Raw genomic sequence first — 19,460 nt, forward strand, 5'->3', positions numbered from 1 at the left:
CCACCTGCTCATCCGCTGGGCCAAAAAGCCGGAAAACTACCTGGCCATGCTCCATTTTGCCTGCGCCCGAATTACGTGGTACAATTGTCTTTTTGGGTGACGCTGTTTCCCTATTCGGATAGGCACTTAATACCATTTACCTAACGGCCGAAACAGCAGGGAGTTATGAGCAGGCCGACGGTACCCAAGCTTAACTATTTAGTAATCAATTCTTTATAACCACAAAAGAAACCGCGCTACCAAGCGCTTGCCAAAGCAAGGCCAGGTAACGCGGTTTCTTTCATCGGGTGGCGTGCTGCGCTCAGTTGGCCACGGCGGGCGCGGGCGCTTTCACGTACTTATTCAGCCACGAATCCATCTCCCAGAGCATGTGGAGCAGGTTTTCGCGGGCGGCGTAGCTGTGCGCCTCGGCGGGCAGCACCACGTAGCGCACGGTAGCACCCTGGCCCTTGAGCGCCGCGTAAAACCGCTCGCTCTGGATGGGAAACGTGCCCGAATTGTTGTCGGCCTCGCCGTGAATGAGCAGAATGGGCGTCTTGATTTTATCGGCAAAGTTGAAGGGCGACATGGCGTCGTACACGCCCTTGGCCTGCCAGTAGGTGCGCTCCTCCCCCTGGAAGCCGTAGGGCGTGAGCGTACGGTTATACGCCCCGCTACGAGCAATACCGGCTTTGAATAAGTTGGAGTGCGCCAGCAGGTTAGCCGTCATAAAGGCGCCGTAGCTGTGGCCCATCACGGCCACGCGGTTAGCATCGACCACGCCCAGGCGGGCACCCTCGTCGATGGCGGCCTTGGCACTGCTTACCAGCTGCTCGGTGTAGGTGTCATTGGGCTCGGCGCTGCCCTCGCCCACAATGGGCACGGTGGCGTTTTCGAGCACCGCGTAGCCCTGCGTAACCCAGTACACGGGCGAGGCCCAGCTCACCCGCGTAAACGTATGGGGCGAGCCACTCACCTGCCCGGCATTGGCTTTGTCCTTAAACTCAACGGGGTACGCCTCCATCAGCGTGGGCAGCGGGCCGTCGGTTTTCTGGTAGTTGGGCGGCAGGTAAAGGTTAGCCGTAAGGGCCACGCCATCAGCGCGCTTGTAGTGCAACACCTGCTTGCGGAAGCTGCCGCCAAACTTAGCGTAGGGGTTGGCGAAGTGCGTGAGGGCCAGCGGCTGGCCCTTTTTGCCCAGTTCGCGCAGGTAGTAGTTGGGCGTTTGGGCGGCCGTTTCGCGGCGGGTCAGCAGCTCCAGCTTGCCTTTTTTGCCTTCAAAAATGGCGGCCGGCACCTCGTAGTACGGCGCTTCGGAGCGCCACAGGCGGGTCGTTTTTTGGGTGGTCAGGTTCAGCTCATCCACAAACGGCCGGTCGCCCTCGGGCGAAGCGCCCTGGCCCGACAGGTAGATGGCCTGCCCGCCCTGGCCCAGCCGCAGCACGGCGCGGCCCTGCGCATTGCGGCGCGTGGCGGGCGTGCCGGGGTTGTGGTAAGTATCCTGCGACGAGCCGTCGAAAAGCACGGCCAGCGGCTGGCCGGGCGCGGCGGGGTCGAGCCGCCAGGTGGTTTCGTGGCGGTCGGCCCAGCGGTAGCCATCTACCAGCGCCAGGTGGTCGGTGCCCCAGGTCATGCCCGCGTAGCGCAGCGGCAGCGCGGCCAGCTCCTGCGCCGGGCCAGCGAAGGGCGCGGCCAAGAGAAACACCTTGTCGCGCACGGCGGCCTTGGTCTTAGGGTCGCCCCCGTCCTGGGCCTCGGCGTAGTACACGGTGGCCGGGGCATCGGTGCGCCAGCCGTGGTCGCGTGGGCCGGTGGGCACGGCGTCGAAGTTGGTGGGCACATTATCGGCCAGCGGCAGGTCGGCAATCGTTTTGGCCAGGCTGCCCGAGGTTAAATACAGTACGTCAACGCGTTGCGCAAAGCCGCTCACTGGCAGCGTGTACGAATAGGGCCGGTGCACGGCGCGCACCAGCACGAAGCGGCCATCGGGCGAGGGCGAGGCGGTGCGCAGCACGCCCGGCTGGCCCAGCGGCTGGGCGCTGCCATCGGCCAGCTTCACTTTCACCAGCTGCGAGGTGGCGTAGTACTCGAAAAGCCGCTCATCGGCGGGGTTTTTCAGCAAGTCCTGGTAGGTGCGGGCCCCCGATTTTTTGCCGCTGCCCGTTTCCTGCACTGCGGGGCCGGTGGGCGTGGCATCGGCGGCCGGGGCGGCGCCGCGGCCGGCCGGCACGGTGCGCGCCAGCAGCGTCTGGCTATCCGAAACCCACTCGAAGGAGTTGCCAAACACGTCGTTGAGGGGCGTGGCCAGCAGGCGGCGGGCGGTGTTGGTAGCTACGGCGGCCACCCAAAGCTCGATGCGGCCGGGCGCGCCATCGGCCCCCAGCGTAGTGAGCGTGAAGGCCAGGTGCTGGTTGTCGGGCGACCAGCTGGGGCTGCTGATGCGCGCCTGGGCGGGCAGGCCCTGCACGGGCGTTTCGGCCCCGCTGGGCAGGCGCTTGAACTGCATGCCCACCGCGTAGCTCACGCGGCTGGGGCCATTGGTGCGCGGGTTGAGGCGCAGGCCAGCCAGGCGCAGCTCGGGCTGCGAAAGCTCGGCAACGGTCGGAAAATCCTGCACCGCCAGAATGGCCAGCACGCTGCCATCGCCGGCCACGCTCACGCGGGGCGTGGGCGCGGCCAGCAGCAAGTCGCGGATAGCCGCCGGGGGCTGTTGATACTGCGTTTCCTGGGCCATGGCGGGGGCTGCCAGCAGAAGCAGCACGGGGAAAATTTGTTTCATAAACGGGCGGGGTTGAAACGAAAGAACGCCCTGCGGAACCAGCCGAAGCAGCTCCGCAGGACGTTCAATGTTACGCCCAGCCAGTTAATTATCGGTTAAAATCGGCCAAAATTCAGCCCTAGAATCAAGACGATGCCGAGCACCATCAAAATCAGGTAGGTTTCGACCGAGCCGGTTTGCACGTTGCGCAGTAGCTGGCCGCCGGCCAGCGTGGCGCGGCCCACCCCATTGACAATGGGGTCGATGATGCCGTTTTCCACAAACTTGTAAAGGCCAATGGACAAGGCCATTACCGGCTTCACGAAGAGGCTGTTGTACAGCTCATCCACGTAATACTTGTGGTACACCAGGTTTTCGGGGGCCGAGCGCTGGGCGTCGTCCTCGGCGGGGCGCTGGGCGCGGGCTACGTACATCACGTAGGCCGCCACGATGCCAATCACGGCCGCTAGCACCGAAATGCCCATCAGCATGAGCTCTGTGTTTGGATTAACGTTATTATCCAATTCACCCAAAAATGCGGCGGGCAGAATCTGCTTGGAGTAGGTGAAAATCGGGGCCAGATAATCGGCCAGGTAGTGCTTGCCCACAAACATGGGCGCGCCCATAAAGCCACCCACGGTCGACAGAACGGCCAGCACAATCAGCGGCAGCGTCATGCTGGCCGGCGACTCATGCAAGTGGTGGCGCTGCTCCTCCGTGCCCCGAAACTCGCCGAAGAACGTGAGAAACAGCAGGCGGAACATGTAGAACGCCGTCAGGAGCGAGGTAAAAACGCCGATGGCCCACATCACTTTGTTGTGCTCGTACACGTGGCTCAGGATTTCATCTTTCGAGAAGAAGCCCGCGAACGGCGGAATGCCCGAAATGGCCAGGCAGCCAATCAGCATCGTTAAGAACGTGATGGGCAAGGCTTTGCGCAGGCCGCCCATGCGGCGCATGTCCTGCTCGTTGCTCATGGCGTGAATAACCGAGCCGGCGCCCAGGAACAGCAGGGCCTTGAAGAAAGCGTGCGTGAGCACGTGGAAGAACGACGACGTGTAGCCCATCACGCCCAGCGCCAGGAACATGTAGCCCAGCTGCGACACGGTGGAGTAAGCCAGCACTTTCTTGATATCGTTTTGCGCCAGGCCGATGGTGGCCGCAAACAGCGCCGTGGCCAGGCCGATAATGCCCACAACTTCCAGCGTTTGCGGGGCCAGCGTGAACAGCACGTTGGAACGTAGCACCAGGTAAATACCAGCCGTTACCATGGTAGCGGCGTGGATGAGCGCCGATACCGGCGTGGGGCCGGCCATGGCATCGGGCAGCCAGGTGTAGAGCGGCAGCTGCGCCGACTTACCCATCGCGCCTACAAAAAGCAGCAGCGTGATAACGGTGCAGATTTCGACGCCGTGGGTGCCAAACTGGCCCAGGCTAGCCTTCTGAAACACCTCGCCATACTGTACCGAATTGAAAGTCAGGTAGATGAGGAAGATACCGAGCAGGAAGCCCAGGTCACCGATGCGGTTGATGATGAAGGCTTTTTTGGCGGCGTTGTTGTAGCTGGTGTTCTTGTTCCAGAAGCCGATGAGCAGGTACGAGCACAGGCCCACGCCTTCCCAGCCGATGAAGAGGATAACGAAATTGGCCCCCAGCACCAGAATCAACATGCTGAATACGAAGAGATTGAGGAAGCTGAAGAACTTCCCCACGTTCTCGTCGTGGTGCATGTAGCCGATGCTGTAGATATGGATGAGCGTGCCCACGCCCGTAATCAGCAGCAGCATGAGCAGGCTCAGCTGGTCAATCTGGTAGCTGAAGGGTATTTGTAGCGAACCTACTGATATCCAATCGAATAGATTAACCGTGTATTGATACTGAAAATTCAGGAACAGAAACAGCGACAGGCCAAACGAGCCCAGCACGGCCAGCGTGCCAATGGCCCCAGCCACCGTGCCCGACAACCGCTTGTTTAGCAGGCCATTGAGCAGAAAACCCAAAAAGGGTAGCCCCGGAATGAGGACGTAGAGCAGCGTGGAGAAAGGTGCCGTGGCACCGGGGAGAACAGTTTCTTGCATAAGATTAACTAGGCGCCTACGCGGCTGTCATTACCCCTTCAACCGGCTGAGCAGGTTGACGTCGGTATTCTGGAAGTTGCGGTAAATCATGACGATAATGCCCAGGCCTACGGAAACTTCGGCGGCGGCTACGGCCATGATAAAGAACACGAACACCTGCCCATTGGGGTCGGCGCGGTAGGCGGCGAAGGCCGTCAGCAAGATGTTCACGGCGTTGAGCATCAGCTCGATGCACATGAAAATAATGATGGCGTTGCGCCGGATAAGCACCCCCGTGACGCCGATGCAGAAGAGCGAGGTGGCGAAAAACACGTAGTACTGAAGCGGCACCTCGTGAATGACGGCGGGAACGATGGAAGCGTTGGTCATGGCAAGAAAACTGCGGGAAAGCGCGCCGGCCGCAGCCAACGTAGCGGGCAAAGTTACACCGCAGATTCAAACGGATTTAACGGATTTCGCAGATACGTCGCTGCGCTCCTCTTCTACGCTGGGTGGGGGAATGGATTTGAGGGGGAGCCGTCATGCTGATGAAGGAAGCATCTCATCGCGTTGGAGCGAGTTATTTGATGGGGATAAGGTGCCTGGCAAGCAGCGTTGGATGAGCACCCCATTCCCACTCAATAGCCACCAAATCCATTTCCCAAACTGCGTACTATTGCGTAGAAAAGGAGCGCAGCGACGTATCTGCGAAATCCGTTTGAATCTGCGGTCCGGTTGAATTTGCGGTTAAAGTATTTCACTGTGGTAGTGCGTCTGCTTAGGTACGATGGAAGCACTTGCCCTCCCCCTTTCTGCGCTCATGACAACTGCCGCCGGCCAAGACCAGCAAATACAGACGGCGGTGCGCGAGCAGCGCGGCCGCCTGCTGCGGTTTATTGAGCGGCGGGTGCCCGACCCCGACGAGGCCGAGGACATTTTACAGGATGTGTTTGCCGAGCTGGTGGAAAGCTACCGCCTGCTCAAGCCCGTGGAGCAGGCGGCCGCCTGGCTGTTTCGGGTGGCCCGCAACCGCATCATTGACCGCTACCGGCGGGTGCCGGCCCAGCGCACGGTGTCGCTGGATGCGCCGCTGGGGGGCGGCACCGACGGCGACGAGCCGGCCCGCCTGCTGCAAGACGTGCTGCCCGCGCCCGACGACTCGCCCGAGAACCGGCTGCTGCGCGAAACCATCATGGACGCCCTCACCGATGCGCTGGCCGAGCTACCCGCCGAGCAGCGCCAGGTATTCGTGTGGCACGAGCTGGAAGACCGGTCGTTCAACGAGATGGTGGCCGAAACCGGGGTGCCGCTCAAAACGCTCATCTCCCGCAAGCACTACGCGGTGAAGCACTTACGCAAGCGCTTGCGTAAGCTCTACGACGAGTTGTTTACCGAGTAGCGCCCGTACCCTTCCCTTTTACTATTTCAATTCTAGCAATATGAACCGCTCTTTTTGGCTGAAAAAAGCCGCCAAATTCGTTTTCTTCGCGGCCCTGTTTGTGGTAGTGGCCGTGTTCGCAACCATGAGCCTCTGGAACTGGCTGATGCCGATGATTTTCCACCTGCCGGCCCTCAATTTCTGGCAGACGCTAGGCCTGGTGGTGCTCAGCCGCATCCTCACGGGTGGGTTTGGGCGCGGCGGCCAGGGTGGCCGCAGCCGCTGGGCCGCTTGGAAGCGCCAGACGCAGGAGCGCCTCGAAGCCTTCTCACCCGCCGAGCGCGAGAAATTCCGGCAGCAAATGCGCAACCGTTGCGCCGGCTCGTGGGGCCGTCCGGCGGCCGAGGCTCCGGTGGAGTCGGCGGTATAGTGCTTCGCTAGTTTGCAGATTAAAAGGCAATTAAAAAAAGGCAGTGGTCATTGCCGCGCTCCATTACGTTGCGCTCGCAATGACCACTGCCTTTTTTTAATTGCCTCTTAATCAATAATATACTTTACTGCTGGCTGGCCCGAAACAACTTCTGCTTCTCGTCTTTCGACAGGCTTTCGTAGCCGGAGCGCGAGATTTTATCCAGAATAAGGTCCACTTCCTCGGGGTGGGTGGCGCTGGGAGCTGCTTTGCCCGCGGCCGCCGGGCGGGCGGCGCTGGCCGAGCCGCGGTGCGTTACCTGCATGGCGGTACGGCGCTGGAACAGCCGGCTCAACCACGCGCCGGTGGCTACCACGGGCTTGCCCATATCGCGGTCACCGTTTAGCTGCTTGATGAAGATGAAGCCCAGCAGCGCGCCACCCAGGTGAGTAATTTCGCCGCCCGCGTTGCCGCCGTTGATGCCCGCAATGGAAATCAGTACCACCACCAGGGCTATCCACTTGATTTTCACGGGGCCCAGGATGAAAAGCATGAACGTGTAATCGGGCAGCAGCGTGGCGGCGGCCACGATAATGGCCGTAACCGAGGCCGACGCGCCCAGCACCGGCTGACCCACCATGGGCTGCAAGGCGGGCAGAAAATTATAGGCCAGCAAAAACAGCACGGCCCCGGCCAGCGCGCCCAGCACGTAGATGCTCACCAGCCGCCGGTCGCCGAGGTACTCCCGAATAATCTGCCCGAACCAGTAGAGGTTCAGCATATTAAACAAAATATGCAGGAAGCCCTCATGCACAAAGGCATAGGTGAGCAGCGTCCAGGGGTGGCGCAGCAGCACCCAGCCGTCCGACGACAGGGCTAGGTAGCGCATCACCACTGTGTAAATGCCGCGCGACTGCGCCAGAAACAGCACGGCCTGAAACACAATGAGCACGGCCCACACCAGCGCATTGAGCAGAATAAGCTGAATAAGCGCGTTATCGCGGCGCGAAAAAGCGGCGCGGATATCCTGGGTTACACTCATAAGAAACGTCGATTTTAATAGAAACGGGCGCGCCCGTTTTCCCAGAATTTAAGAATGATGAAGGCCACCAGCATCCCGCTGATGTGGGCGTAGTGAGCCACGTTGTCGCCGGGCACCTGGTGCACGCCACTATACAACTCGTAAAGGGCGTAAAAGAATACCAGATACTTGGCCTTGATGGGAAACGGAATAAAGAGCAGGTATATCTCCGTATTGGGAAACAGGTAGGCGAAGGCGAACATGATGCCAAAGAGCGCGCCTGAGGCCCCCAGCATCCCGTAGGGCGAGTCGTGAATGGCCGCGTATACCTCCTTGATATGCTGCACGATAGCTTCCTTTAGCTGCGCATCATTAGGGTTGCGCTCGAAGGCGGCGGCGGCGGCATCGTCGGCGGACTGCTTGAAGCCGCTGAGCTCCATAAACTGGTTGTAGTCGCCGGCTGTGGGGGCGCTAATTACTTCGCGGTAAGCTACTTCAATCTTGTGTATTTCATAGGTGCGCACGCCATCGTAGAGCAGTCCTGCGCCCACGCCGCACATCAGCCAGAAGGCCAGCAAGCGTTTTCCGCCCCAATTCTGCTCCAGCAGCGGCCCAAAAATAAGCAGGCCAAACATGTTGGAGAACAAGTGCCCCCAGCTGCCGTGCAGGAACATATAGGTGAAAAACTGCCAGAAGTGCAGGTTGGGCGACCCAAACGGAAACACGCTGCCCAACTGCGTAATGGAGGGGTCGAGGCGAATATTCTGCTGCGCTAAAAACACCAATAAATTGGCGAGCATCAGGTTGCGAACGGTGGGCGTGAGGTTGAACATAGAGGAGCGCCGGGCATCGGCCGGCGAGTGAGCGGGCGAGCAAAGTTCGCACCGGGCCGGCTACGCGCCGGTTTTGCGGAAATAGGCGGCCAGCTGCTCGCCATCGAGCAGCACTACAGTGGGGCGGCCGTCGGGGGTATAGTTGGGCACCTGGCAGCCGAAGAGCTTGTCTACCAAGGCGTTGAGTTCTACATCGGGCAGGCGGGGCAAGCTGGTGGCCTGGGCCACGCGCCGGGCCAGGGCGCGGGTCAGCGCCTCGCGCCGGTCGAGGCGCAGCGGGGCGGCCCCGCTCCGAAACTGCTCAATGAGGCCTTCGAGCAGCTCCTGCTCGCCCTGGGCGGGCAGGTCGGCGGGCACGGCCTCAATGGCAATGGTGAGCGGCCCAAACTCGGCAAAGCGGAAGCCCAGCAGGTGCAGCGTGGGCGTAAGCTCGCCCAGCACGGCGTAGTCGGCGGGCGAAAACGTGAGCGGCCGCGGAAACAGCAGCGCCTGCGAGTGCCCACCGCCGCCCCGCTCCTGCCCCGCCGCATACTGCTCATACAGAATGCGTTCGCGGGCCGCCTCCTGGTCAATCAGCATCAGCCCCGACTTCACGGGCAGCAGCACGTAGCGGTTCAGCACCTGCGTGGCGCGGGGCGTGCCCTGGTTGGGGGGCCGCCCCGCACTGACGGCGCTCGGCCCAGCGGGGGCGGCTGCGGGGCGCGGGCCCTCGGGCGGCGCGGGGTGGGTGAAGGGCAGTTCGGGCAAGGGCGCGGTAGGCGGCTCTACCACGAAGGCGGGCGCGGTGGGCGCGGCCTCCTCGCCGGGCGGGCGCACGGGCTGGCCCAGCTCGCGGTAAAAGGCTTCGAGGTCGCGCTTGGCCTGCTCGGTGGGGCGCGGCGGGGCCTGGCGGTCGTCGGTGGGCTTGCGGCCCCGCGCGGCGGCCGATACGGAGTCGGCCAGCGCATCGGGATTGAAGTGCACGGCGCGGGTGGGCGCGGGCAGCGAGGCGCTTTCGCCAAACGAGTTTTTGCCCGCCGAGGTGCGCAGCGGTCGGATGGGCGCAAAGTTCACGTCGCCCTCAAAATCGAGCGACGGCGTGAGGCTGTGCAGGCCCAGCGCCTGCCGCACGGCCGCCCGCACCACGGCGTACACTGTTTTCTCGTCCTCAAATTTTATCTCCGTCTTGGTGGGGTGCACGTTGATGTCGATGGCCTTTGGATCGAGCTCCAGAAACAGCACGTAGAACGGGTGCGTGTCGCGCGTCAGCAGGCCCTCGTAAGCCGCCAGCACGGCGTGGTTGAGGTAGGCCGAGCGGATAAAGCGGTTGTTGACGAAGAAAAACTGGTCGCCCCGGCTCTTCTTCGCTGACTCAGGCTTACCGATGTAGCCCTTCACCGTAATGAAAGGCGTAACCTCTTCGCAGCCAGCCAACTGCTCCTTATAGTTATTGCCTAGTAGCGACACAATGCGCTGACTCAGCTTGCCGGCGGGCAGGCCAAATACCTCCAGGTCATTCTGGTACAAGGAGAAGGCAATCTGCGGATTGGCCAGCGCCACGTGCTGAAACTCATCCAAGATGTGGCGCATTTCTACCGCGTTGCTTTTCAAGAAGTTGCGCCGGGCGGGCACGTTGAAAAACAGGTTTTTGACGGCGATGCTCGTGCCGTCGGGGCAGGCCGTGGGGGCCTGGCTCGTCACCTGCGAGCCCTCCACGAGCAGCAGCGAGCCGGTTTCCTGGCCGCGCTGCTTGGTGCGGATTTCGACCTGCGCCACGGCCGCGATGCTGGCCAGCGCCTCGCCCCGGAAGCCCAGCGTGCGAATGCGAAACAGGTCCTCCGTCGAGCGTATTTTACTGGTAGCGTGGCGCTCCAGGCTCATGCGGGCGTCGGTGGGCGACATGCCGAGGCCGTCGTCTACTACCTGCACCAGCTGCTTACCAGCTTCTTTCACAATGAGTTGCACGCTGGTGGCCCCGGCGTCCACGGCGTTTTCGAGCAGCTCTTTCACCACCGAGGCCGGGCGCTGCACCACCTCACCCGCCGCAATCTGGTTGGCGAGGTACTCGGGCAGAAGTTGGATGATGTCGGGCATAGGGGCGGGGGTGAGCCGGGGGCGGCACCGGTTTTTGGCCTTGGGTGGGCAATTAGTCAGTAGCACCGGCGTTTTGCGGCCGGGCCTACTGGCTTGGTGCCTACCTTTGCGGCCAATTTGGGCTAGCTGCCCGGCTTATTTTCGGCTGCCAAGCAAGGTTAGGTTCTCTAGGAACCGCCAAGGGCAGCCGGGGGTTCCGGCAGTGTTCACCGGCAAAAGTAGGCCGGCGGAACCGCCTTTTCTACCTCTTAAAACTTCCCGCCCTGGGCTGATGCGCGTCGATTTCCGGTTTTTGTTTCTGGGGTTGCTGCTGGGAGTTGCCGGGTTGCTGCTGGGCTTTTCGGTGCCCCGCCCACCCCTGCCCGACCCGCTGCCCAATGGCCCCGCCGAGCAGCGGTGGGTCGATAGCGTTTTTACCGCCCTCACCCCCGACCAGCGCCTGGGCCAGTTCTTCATGGTGGCGGCCTACTCCAACCGCGAGAAGGCCCACGCCGACCGCATCGAGCGGCTGGTGCGCAACCAAGGAATCGGGGGCGTGATGTTTTTGCAGGGCGGCCCCAAGCGCCAGGTGCTGATGACCAATCGGTTGCAGGCCGCCGCCAAGGTGCCGCTGCTCATCGCCACCGACGCCGAGTGGGGCCTCGACATGCGCCTCGACTCGACCTCGCACTTCGCCAAGGAGATGACGATGGGCGCTATGGACGACGACCGGCTGGTGTACCAGATGGGCCGCGACCTGGCCCGCAAGCTGCGGGCGCTGGGCGTACACATCAACTTCGCGCCCGTTGTGGATGTCAACTCCAACCCCGGCAACCCGGTGATTGGCAACCGCTCGTTTGGCGAAAACCAGGACCGCGTGGCGGCGCTGGGCGTACAGTACGTGCGGGGGTTGCAGGACCAACACGTGATTGCCGTAGCCAAGCACTTCCCTGGCCACGGCGACACCGATACCGACTCGCACGTGGCCCTGCCAGTTATTAATACCGACTTGGCGCGGCTCGAAAAAGTAGATTTGGTGCCTTTCCAAAAGGCGTTTGAGGCCGGGGCGCTGGGCGTGATGGTGGCCCACCTCTACATGCCGCTCTTCGACACCACCAACGCCAAAACCACGACCCTCTCGAAGGCCCTGGTAACGGGCCTGCTGCAAGAGCGGATGGGCTTTAAGGGCCTGATATTCACCGATGCGCTGAATATGCGCAGCGTGAGCAAGCTCTACAAAGACGGCGAGTTGGACGCCATGGCACTGGCTGCTGGCAACGACGTGCTGCTGTTTTCGGAAGACGTGCCGGCCGCCCTCAACCGCATTAAAGAGGCCGTGACCGCGGGCAAGCTGCAACAAGCCGACCTCGATGCGCGGGTGAAAAAAATACTGCGCGCCAAGTACTGGGCTGGCCTCAACCACTACCAGCCCGCCAACGCCCTCACCCTGCGCGACAGCCTCAACCAGCCGGCGTCGCGGGTGTTGTCGCAAACCATTTTTGAGCACGCCGTAACGGTGGTGAAGAACGAAGATAAGCTCCTCCCCTTCCAACGCCTTGACACGCTGCGTATTGCGGCCATCACTATCGGCACCCAGCCAGAAGGGCCCTACGCTACTATTTTCAACAAGTACCAGCCCGGCCCGGTGTATGCCGTGCCCGACCGCTACGCACCCGACTCCACGTTTGCCCGCATTCAGGCGCGCCTCGGCGACGCTAACGTGGTGGTAGTGAGCCTGCACCAGATGAACAACACCCCCGGCCACAGCTATGGACTGGGCGATGGGGCGCTGAAATTCATCAAGAACCTGCAAGCTGACAAGCGCCGCAAAACGGTGGTGGTGGCCATGGGTAATGCCTACAGCCTCAAATACTTAGAGGGCGCCCGCACGCTGGTGTGTGGCTACGAGGACCACTATGCCGCGCAAATTGTGGTGCCGCAAATATTGTTTGGCGCGCTGCCGGCCAAGGGCAAATTGCCCGTGACGGTATCGGAAACTATGAAGGTGGGCACCGGCCTGGCCCTGCCCGATCTACGCCGCCTGCGCTACGCCGCCCCCGAGCGCGAGGGCCTCGACTCGAAAATAATGAGCCAGATTGACCACATTGCCCTCGAAAGCATTGTGACGGCCGCTACGCCTGGCTGCCAGGTGCTCATCGCCAAAAACGGCACCGTAGTATTTGACCAGAGCTACGGCTACGGCACCTACGACCAGAGCCAGCCCATCACGAATAGCACTTTATATGACCTGGCCTCAGTGACCAAAGTAGCTGGCACCTTGCAGGCCGTGATGTTTTTGAAGGACCAGGGCCGCCTCAACCTTGATGCAAAAGTGGCCACCTACCTGCCCGAAATGGCGCGCACCAACAAGCGCGACATGACCGTGCGCGACGTGCTGCTGCACCAGGCGGGCCTCAAGCCCGGCATCCCCACCTGGGAGCGCACCGTGGCCGGCGGCAACCTCAAGCCCGCTTATTATTCGAGCCAGCGCTCCGACGATTTCCCCAATGAAGTAGCGCCCGGCGAGTATTCCATCAAGGCCGCCGACGACTCAGTGTGGGCCTGGACGATGCGCTCGGGGCTGCTGCCCAAAGTACGCGGCAAGTACCCGGTGGAGTACTCCGACCTCAGCTTTATTATCATGAAGCGCCTGAGCGAGAAGATATTAGGCCAACCGCTAGCCGAGTTTCTGCCCAAGGAGTTTTACAAGCCGCTGGGCCTGGGCAGCATGACGTATAACCCGCTCACGCGCTTCCCCAAGAGTTGCATTGCGCCCACCGAAAAAGATACGTACTACCGCCGCGAGCAGCTGCAAGGCACCGTGCACGACCAAACGGCCGCGCTCGTGGGCGGCGTGGGCGGCCACGCTGGCCTCTTTGCCACTGCCAACGACCTGGCCGTGCTCATGCAGATGAACCTGCAAAACGGCCGCTACGGCGGCAACACGTACTTCCAGAACTCGGTAGTGAGTGAGTTTTCGCGGCCCCAGGTGGCGGGCAACAAGCGCGGCCTGGGCTGGGACCGTGGCGACCCCAGCAAACCCGAGGGCCCCACCAGCCGCCTCGCGCCCGCCAGCACCTTCGGCCACACCGGCTTCACGGGCACCTGCGTGTGGCTCGACCCCGACAACCAGATTCTCTACGTCTTCCTCTCCAACCGCGTGTACCCCGACGCGGGCAACATCAAGTTGCGGACGTACAACATCCGCACCCGCATTCAGGAGGTGATTTACAAGGCCATGGCCCAGCACCGGACCAGCCAGGTAAGTAGCTCAGCCGGCGGGCAGTAGCCCAAACCGCTCAGCCCCTACCGCACAATCACGTCCAGCATCAGGTTGAAGCTAGTGTTGAAGGCCGTTTTCTGGGTTTCGCGCCAGTATTGGTACATCAGGCCCAGGTCGCAGTCGAGGTGGTGGCGCGGAATGTCCAGCGTGCGGCGGTAGTAAACTGAAAGCCGGTTTTCAGTGAGTTTATACGGGCTCCAGGACTGACCCGGGGCGCGGGTGGCGGCCGGGCCGTAGGCGTCGGTGGCCGTCAGCACTTCGTCGCTCAGAATGAGAAAGCGGTGGCCGGCCTGGTCGAGCGGGAAGCGGGCCGTTACCATGTCACGCAAGCGAAACTCGAAGGGCGTGGGCCAGCGCTCCTCAAAGCCGGGGGTGAAGTAGAAGCGGTAATCGGTGCGCAGGCTGTTGGTGAGCGCCACCCGGCCCAGCGTCCGGTCGTAATGCAGGCGGGCGTAGGGGCGCAGCTCGTCGCGGTAGTTATTAGGCTGCTCGGCCTCGTAGGGCGGCGCATCCTGGTAGGCGTCGCGCCGCCAGTAGCCGCCCGACAGGGAAACCCGCCAGTGCGGGCGCAGGCGGTACACAAAATCCTGGGTGAGCACAAACAGGCCCGTGCGCTTCACCGGGTTCAGGCTGCCGGTGGGGTCAGAATGGCGGCCCACCCCCATATCAGTTACCGACGACCAGCGGGTGCTCAGCTCCCTATCCAGGCCCAGCGCCACCCAGGTGGTGAGCTTGCCGCCCTGCGCCTCGGCCCCAATCTGGGCCTGGGCCGCCAGCGGAAGTACCGCGCCAGCCGCGGCTACCAGAAAGGTTTTTATCGTCATGCGCCCCAAAGCTCGCGCTACGCCCATAAAGGCTTGGTGAAGCGCCGACTAGCCTGTTCGCCAGTGGGTAATTGCACTTGCTACCGAGTTGCTTCCGCTCCGCAGGGTAGCGGCCTGGTTAGTGGGCTATTCCCGCCTGGCAACCTAACTACTTACTAAACATCTTTCTTACAAGTAGTTACTTAAGCTTCGCCACTGGCGTGGTGCTCGTCATAGTGCCCTCGGGCACGGTTTGCGCGGCCGTTACGTAGTCGAACCGGGAGGGCTTGTCGGCTTCGCTGCGGCCGGACGCCAGCAGGATTTGGCCGTGGCGGACGTACTCATTCCAGCGGCGGCGAAAGGCGGGCTCCGGGTCGGCGGCTTTGGGGAAGTAGGCCCACTCATCTACCAGGCCGGTGGCGCGGTTTACCAGCACTTGGTAGCGGTTATCGGGCGTTACGCCTACTTTGGTAAACGTCAGTTGCAGGCGGTCGGCGGGCGCGCCGTCCATCGTTTTGCCTTCGCCTAAGTACTTGAGCATCACGCCGGGGTCTTCCAGCTTGAAAGGCATCACCAGCCAGTAGGAATTGTTAATCCAGAGGGGCGTGAGCTTGTCAAGCGTTTCCTTACCGGCGGGCGTGGCCGACACGTCCTTGCCGCGGCTGTACACGTGGCCCTGCTTGGAGTTGAGGTTATAATTCGCCACCAGCGTATCCTTTTCCCAGTGAAAATCGCCGGTTTTCTTGTCCCAAATCTGGTACTGGCCTCCGAAGAAATCCCAGGCCAGGTAGCGGGTAGCATCCCAGCCCTCGCGGCCCCCCATCTCCTTCAGCACCCGGTCGGCAATGGCCACCGCCTTGGGGTCCGACGCCTTGTCGGGGCCCTTGTCTACGCACCCCAGCAACAAGCCGCTGGCGGCAGTGGCAAACATAAATCCGGCTAAGCGAGGGGCGAGGCGCATGGGAGTAGGAAAAATGCGCTGGCCGCGTGGGTTGCAGAAACAACTATGCTACCAGCCAGTGAATGAAGGGGTTGGTAAATGTAGCCTATTTTTCGTTTGCTGGTAGCGCAGTAGCCTAAACTCGACAGTTCGCGTCTCGTTGGCGCCGTGGCCCGCCCTATTGGCGCGGGGCCGCGCACCGCCAGGCTCACGCTACTGCGGAGCCGTCCACGCGTTGTCGGCCGGGTAGCTGTCGGGGGTGTAGGTGCTACCCAGCGTTACCTGCCGGATGGCGCGGCGGCCGGCTACGGGCACCGTAATGCGCTTGGCACCGTCCTTCCACACGGCGATAGTGCGGTGGATTTTTTCCTCGCTGCCGTTGTCAAACGTCACCGTCAGGTCTACGGGCATGGGCTTGCTGCCTTTGGCCGTGACCACGATGGCGGCGGGGCCATCGGCGGGGCGCGCCACGCTCGTGATGGCCAGGTCGGGGTAGCCGCCCTCAAAAAACCAGCGCTGCCAGAACCAATCCAGGTTTTGGCCCGCCCCGGCGTTCATCGAGTAGAAGAAGTCGTAGGGCATGGGGTGCTTGCCATGCCAAGTCCCGATGTAGGTATGCAAGGCCTTGGTAAACAGTTCATCACCCAGCATATCCTTCACGTAGAGGTAGCCCAGGCCGGGCTTGGGATACGAGTTGAGGAAGAACGGCGTGCCGGTTTGCTGGGTCGTGAGCGTCACGATGGGCAGGTCGTCCTCGGTGTCGGCGGCGCGGGCGTAGGGCACCATGCCGTAATCATCGACCAGGCCGGGCTGGATGAGGGGCGAGATAATCCACTCGCCGATGGTGGCCCAGCCTTCGTCCATCCAGGCGTATTTCGTCTCGTTGATGCCCATGTAGAACGGGAACATCGTGTGAAATATCTCGTGGTCGGTGAGCGTGATGCTCTCCTCGCGGGTGTGGGTGGGGTTGTCGTTCACCATCATGGGGTACTCCATCTGGTCGAGGCCGTCGAACACCGTTTCGTGGCTGTACGGGTAGGGCCACTTGGGGAAGGTGTAGCTCATGGCCTCCACCGTTTTGCGCCCAAACTGCGCAACCTCCTCAAAATCATCATGTTTAGCATTATACACGGCATCGACGCGGGTGCGGCGCTTGGTGGCGCGGTCCACCACCAGGCTAGTCGATTCCCACACGTAGTGGTCGGCGGTGGCGAAGGCAAAGTCGGTTACGTCGCGGGCGTCGAAGTGCCAGGTGTTGTAGGCGTTGGGCGCGGTGGCGTCGTGCAGGCGCGCCTCAGCGCTGTCGATTATGCTGGTAATACCGTCCTTTTTCTCGGCCGTGCGCAGGCGGGCCAAGTACTTTTTGGTGAGCACTTTATCAGCATTAGTCAGCTCGCCGGTGGCCCATACCAGGAAATTGCGCGGCACCGTGATGTCGACCTCAAAGTGACAGAAGTCGTTGTAAAACTCGGGGCCGCCAGTGTAAGCAATTCGGTTCCAGCCATCTATGTCGTCGTACACGGCAATGCGCGGAAAGAAATACGCCACAAACGCGGCCCCCGGCGCTACCTCGCCCGTGCGCTGGTGCGAGCCCTTGTTGAGTACGTAGGAGTACGCTACCTCCACCTGCGCCGCCTGGTGCGCGCCGATGGCGCGACGCAGCGGCACTACCATGTTGGTGTTATCAATAAGTAGTGAGCTGGGGTCAATAACCTGACCATTAATACTTAGTCGCTCAATCTTCACGCCATCGCTCAGGTCTTCAGCCGAAAACTTGCCCGAGCGGGGCGCCCCCTTTTGGTAGAGGTTGGGGTAGAGCTTGAACCAGAGTTGGCGTAGCGAATCGGGGCTGTTATTCTGGTACTTAATGTGCACCGTGCCGGCCAGCCGCCGCGTGGCGGGGTCGAAGTTGACCTTGATGGTATAGTCGGCGGTGTTTTGCCAGTACTTGGGGCCGGGCTGGCCGGTGGGCGAGCGGGTGCCTTTGTCGTAGGTCGCCCGCAGGTTGCGGGGCATGGGCAGGGCAGTCTGGGCCTGGCTGGCCGAATACGTGAGGGCCAGCAGAATCAGCAGCAGGCAACGAGAAAACGTGGAGGTATTTTTCAAAAAGAAAAACTAAAATGTAGCGTTGGTGAAGCCGGAAGGCAATTTTTGACGAAAACCGTCCGGCCAGGCTACAGACGCGAAAAGCCGGCTTGCCGCTGCAAGCCGGCCCACAAAAATAGGCAGGTAAGTAGCGTAAGCTTTCGCTTGCGAGTGAGCACAGCGAGCAGGCGGGGCCGGACGAACCTAGTGCCAGATACTCGCTACGCTCGCTCGCAAGCGAAAGCTTACGCTACTGCTTTACCGCTCTAGCTTGAAATCTTTGTCGCGGGCGGGCGGGGCGGGGCGGTTGGCCACGGCCCAGCCAGTGAGGTACATCCAGCGCGTCATGTTGGTGAGCTTGGGGTAGTCGATGCGCTTGGGCTCGTCGCGCGGAGTATGGTAATCGGGGTGCAGCACCGAGGTGTACATCACCGACGGGATGCCCAGGCGGGCATACGGCAGGTGGTCAGAGCGGAAATACCAGCCTTCGGGGTGGTCGGCGCGGTCCCAGAGGGTATCGAGCTTGAATTTGGGGCCGGCTAGGTTGGCGGCCAGCGCCATGTTTACTAGCTCGGTCGAGTTGCGGTGCGGGCGTTGGCGGCCCAATAGCGCGGCGCTATCGGGCGAGTTGCGGCCCATCATTTCGGCATTGAGCACCGCCACAATGGATGCCACCGGCACCGTGGGGTTGCTGGCGTAGTAGCGCGAGCCCAGCAGGCCGCGCTCCTCAGCCCCGTGAAACACAAACAGCGCCGAGCGCCGACCCGGCTTCTGCTTGAAGGCGCGCATGATGGCCAGCAGCGCCGAGCAGCCGGTGGCGTTGTCGTCGGCCCCGTTGTAAATCGAGTCGCCGGCCACCGCCTCGCGCACGCCGTCGTGGTCCTGGTGGGTGCTGAAGAGCACGTTCTGGCCCTTCAGCTGGGCATCGGTGCCGGGTATTTTAGCCACGATGTTTACCGAAGGGTAGGCGAAGCTTTCCAGCCGCAGGTCGGCCACAAACTGCTGGCCGGGCTGCTGGGCCCAGCTGGCGGCGCTGGCGGGCAGCCAGATGGTGGGCGCGCCGCTGTTCACCTTCACGTTGGGGCCGCCGGGCAGGTCATAGCGGCCGCGCTCGTAGGTGTGGCCCCAGTGCTCGTACACGGCCTGGGCGCGGGCATCGCCCACAATCACCACGGCCACCGCGCCCGCCTTCAGCAGTTCGGCCGAGCGGTCGCGCATGGTTGTCATCTGGTAGCGCCGGAAGCTGAGGCCGGGCGTTACGTCGCCGCCAAACTGCATGGCCACGGCCTTGCCCTTCACATCTACTTTGGCCAGCTCGGCGGGCGTGGCGTTGCCCACCCACACCAGGGGCGCGTTCACGCTGGCATTGACCGGGGCAAAGAGCAGGGCGTCGTGATTCAGCTTAAGCTGGTGGCTGCCAATGGTTAGGCTGCTGTTTTTGACCAGGCGCGTGCGCTGAATATTAAACCACTGGTAGTAAGTCCCATCGTCGCCGGCCGGCAGCGCGCCGGTGGCCCGAATCTGGTCGGCCAGCCACACCGAGGCTTTCAGCTCGTCGAGGGTGCCGGCTTCGCGGCCGCGAAAGTGGTCGCCGCCCAGCGCAAACAAGTCGCGCTTGATGTCGGACTCGTGGATGGCGCTTTCGGCGTTGGCGGCGGCGGGCGCAGCCTTTTTCTGGGCCTGGCCCACCAGCGGCAGCGACAGAGCGAGGGCCGCTAAGAGATGGAGTTTGTGTTTCATAGTCGCAAGGTTTCGCAAGGTTAAAGGAGGTTCAGCAAGGTCGATTTTTTGAGGACAATATAGGCGCAAGATTCCCAGGTAATCAGTTAGTTCACAGGCAGCCTCTTGCGAAACCTCTTTTA

The 19,460-nt window shown here is 62.0% G+C and carries 13 protein-coding genes and 1 pseudogene; 4 read left to right on the plus strand and 10 right to left on the minus strand.

Annotated features, from left to right (window positions below):
* Nucleotides 1–100 (plus strand): annotated as a pseudogene (locus QMK33_RS05025) (IS5/IS1182 family transposase); the annotation flags it as partial.
* Between the two features lie 201 nt (nucleotides 101–301).
* Here QMK33_RS05025 and QMK33_RS05030 read toward each other — a convergent pair.
* The 3 genes from QMK33_RS05030 to nuoK form a co-directional block, all read right to left on the minus strand.
* The gene (locus tag QMK33_RS05030) at nucleotides 302–2,758 is read right to left on the minus strand and encodes a S9 family peptidase (protein WP_283563468.1); all 2,457 of its coding nucleotides are present in this window, start codon (nucleotides 2,756–2,758) and stop codon (nucleotides 302–304) included.
* A 95-nt stretch (nucleotides 2,759–2,853) separates the two neighbouring features.
* On the minus strand, nucleotides 2,854–4,815 hold the full coding sequence (gene nuoL / locus QMK33_RS05035) for an NADH-quinone oxidoreductase subunit L (RefSeq protein ID WP_283563469.1): 1,962 nt from the start codon (nucleotides 4,813–4,815) through the stop codon (nucleotides 2,854–2,856).
* 30 nt (nucleotides 4,816–4,845) lie between these two features.
* Complete coding sequence (gene nuoK / locus QMK33_RS05040; protein WP_283563470.1) at nucleotides 4,846–5,184, minus strand: NADH-quinone oxidoreductase subunit NuoK; 339 nt, start codon at nucleotides 5,182–5,184, stop codon at nucleotides 4,846–4,848.
* A 430-nt stretch (nucleotides 5,185–5,614) separates the two neighbouring features.
* Between nuoK and QMK33_RS05045 the strand changes: the two genes are divergently transcribed.
* Nucleotides 5,615–6,193, plus strand: a complete 579-nt coding sequence (locus QMK33_RS05045) for an RNA polymerase sigma factor (protein WP_283563471.1) — start codon at nucleotides 5,615–5,617, stop codon at nucleotides 6,191–6,193.
* Nucleotides 6,194–6,233: 40 nt separating this feature from the next.
* Complete coding sequence (locus QMK33_RS05050; RefSeq protein WP_283563472.1) at nucleotides 6,234–6,602, plus strand: hypothetical protein; 369 nt, start codon at nucleotides 6,234–6,236, stop codon at nucleotides 6,600–6,602.
* 124 nt (nucleotides 6,603–6,726) lie between these two features.
* Here QMK33_RS05050 and QMK33_RS05055 read toward each other — a convergent pair whose 3' ends face one another.
* From QMK33_RS05055 to mutL, 3 genes are read right to left on the minus strand one after another with little or no spacing between them, the layout of a single operon-like run.
* A complete protein-coding gene (locus QMK33_RS05055; protein WP_283563473.1) occupies nucleotides 6,727–7,623 on the minus strand; it encodes a rhomboid family intramembrane serine protease in 897 nt (298 codons plus the stop codon).
* Nucleotides 7,624–7,637: 14 nt separating this feature from the next.
* Nucleotides 7,638–8,435, minus strand: coding sequence for a rhomboid family intramembrane serine protease (locus QMK33_RS05060; protein WP_283563474.1), 798 nt, complete (start codon nucleotides 8,433–8,435; stop codon nucleotides 7,638–7,640).
* A 60-nt stretch (nucleotides 8,436–8,495) separates the two neighbouring features.
* Nucleotides 8,496–10,508, minus strand: coding sequence for a DNA mismatch repair endonuclease MutL (mutL, locus tag QMK33_RS05065; protein WP_283563475.1), 2,013 nt, complete (start codon nucleotides 10,506–10,508; stop codon nucleotides 8,496–8,498).
* Between the two features lie 271 nt (nucleotides 10,509–10,779).
* Between mutL and QMK33_RS05070 the strand changes: the two genes are divergently transcribed.
* The gene (locus QMK33_RS05070; protein WP_283563476.1) at nucleotides 10,780–13,776 is read left to right on the plus strand and encodes a serine hydrolase domain-containing protein; all 2,997 of its coding nucleotides are present in this window, start codon (nucleotides 10,780–10,782) and stop codon (nucleotides 13,774–13,776) included.
* Nucleotides 13,777–13,793: 17 nt separating this feature from the next.
* Here QMK33_RS05070 and QMK33_RS05075 read toward each other — a convergent pair whose 3' ends face one another.
* The 4 genes from QMK33_RS05075 to QMK33_RS05090 form a co-directional block, all read right to left on the minus strand.
* Nucleotides 13,794–14,594 carry a DUF2490 domain-containing protein gene (locus QMK33_RS05075; RefSeq protein ID WP_283563477.1) on the minus strand — a complete coding sequence of 267 codons (801 nt, stop codon included), beginning with the start codon at nucleotides 14,592–14,594 and terminating at the stop codon, nucleotides 13,794–13,796.
* Between the two features lie 178 nt (nucleotides 14,595–14,772).
* Nucleotides 14,773–15,504 carry a hypothetical protein gene (locus QMK33_RS05080; RefSeq protein ID WP_283563478.1) on the minus strand — a complete coding sequence of 244 codons (732 nt, stop codon included), beginning with the start codon at nucleotides 15,502–15,504 and terminating at the stop codon, nucleotides 14,773–14,775.
* A gap of 222 nt (nucleotides 15,505–15,726) precedes the next feature.
* Entirely contained in the window at nucleotides 15,727–17,619 is a 1,893-nt protein-coding gene (locus tag QMK33_RS05085) for a M1 family metallopeptidase (protein WP_283563479.1), read from the minus strand.
* A 237-nt stretch (nucleotides 17,620–17,856) separates the two neighbouring features.
* Nucleotides 17,857–19,338 (minus strand): M28 family peptidase, encoded by a 1,482-nt coding sequence (locus QMK33_RS05090; protein WP_283563480.1) that lies wholly within the window; start codon nucleotides 19,336–19,338, stop codon nucleotides 17,857–17,859.
* Nucleotides 19,339–19,460 lie beyond the last annotated feature (122 nt).

The organism is Hymenobacter sp. H14-R3 (assembly GCF_030063445.1).
Lineage (GTDB): Bacteria > Bacteroidota > Bacteroidia > Cytophagales > Hymenobacteraceae > Hymenobacter.

What these genes read in the sequence shown, in the direction of transcription:
- QMK33_RS05060 (WP_283563474.1), bottom strand. Translation starts at nt 8,435, where the DNA reads ATGTTCAACCTCACGCCCACCGTTCGCAACCTGATGCTCGCCAATTTA.
- nuoL (WP_283563469.1), bottom strand. Translation starts at nt 4,815, where the DNA reads ATGCAAGAAACTGTTCTCCCCGGTGCCACGGCACCTTTCTCCACGCTG.
- QMK33_RS05030 (WP_283563468.1), bottom strand. Translation starts at nt 2,758, where the DNA reads ATGAAACAAATTTTCCCCGTGCTGCTTCTGCTGGCAGCCCCCGCCATG.
- QMK33_RS05080 (WP_283563478.1), bottom strand. Translation starts at nt 15,504, where the DNA reads ATGTTTGCCACTGCCGCCAGCGGCTTGTTGCTGGGGTGCGTAGACAAG.
- mutL (WP_283563475.1), bottom strand. Translation starts at nt 10,508, where the DNA reads ATGCCCGACATCATCCAACTTCTGCCCGAGTACCTCGCCAACCAGATT.
- QMK33_RS05055 (WP_283563473.1), bottom strand. Translation starts at nt 7,623, where the DNA reads ATGAGTGTAACCCAGGATATCCGCGCCGCTTTTTCGCGCCGCGATAAC.
- QMK33_RS05045 (WP_283563471.1), top strand. Translation starts at nt 5,615, where the DNA reads ATGACAACTGCCGCCGGCCAAGACCAGCAAATACAGACGGCGGTGCGC.
- nuoK (WP_283563470.1), bottom strand. Translation starts at nt 5,184, where the DNA reads ATGACCAACGCTTCCATCGTTCCCGCCGTCATTCACGAGGTGCCGCTT.
- QMK33_RS05075 (WP_283563477.1), bottom strand. Translation starts at nt 14,594, where the DNA reads ATGACGATAAAAACCTTTCTGGTAGCCGCGGCTGGCGCGGTACTTCCG.
- QMK33_RS05050 (WP_283563472.1), top strand. Translation starts at nt 6,234, where the DNA reads ATGAACCGCTCTTTTTGGCTGAAAAAAGCCGCCAAATTCGTTTTCTTC.
- QMK33_RS05070 (WP_283563476.1), top strand. Translation starts at nt 10,780, where the DNA reads ATGCGCGTCGATTTCCGGTTTTTGTTTCTGGGGTTGCTGCTGGGAGTT.
- QMK33_RS05090 (WP_283563480.1), bottom strand. Translation starts at nt 19,338, where the DNA reads ATGAAACACAAACTCCATCTCTTAGCGGCCCTCGCTCTGTCGCTGCCG.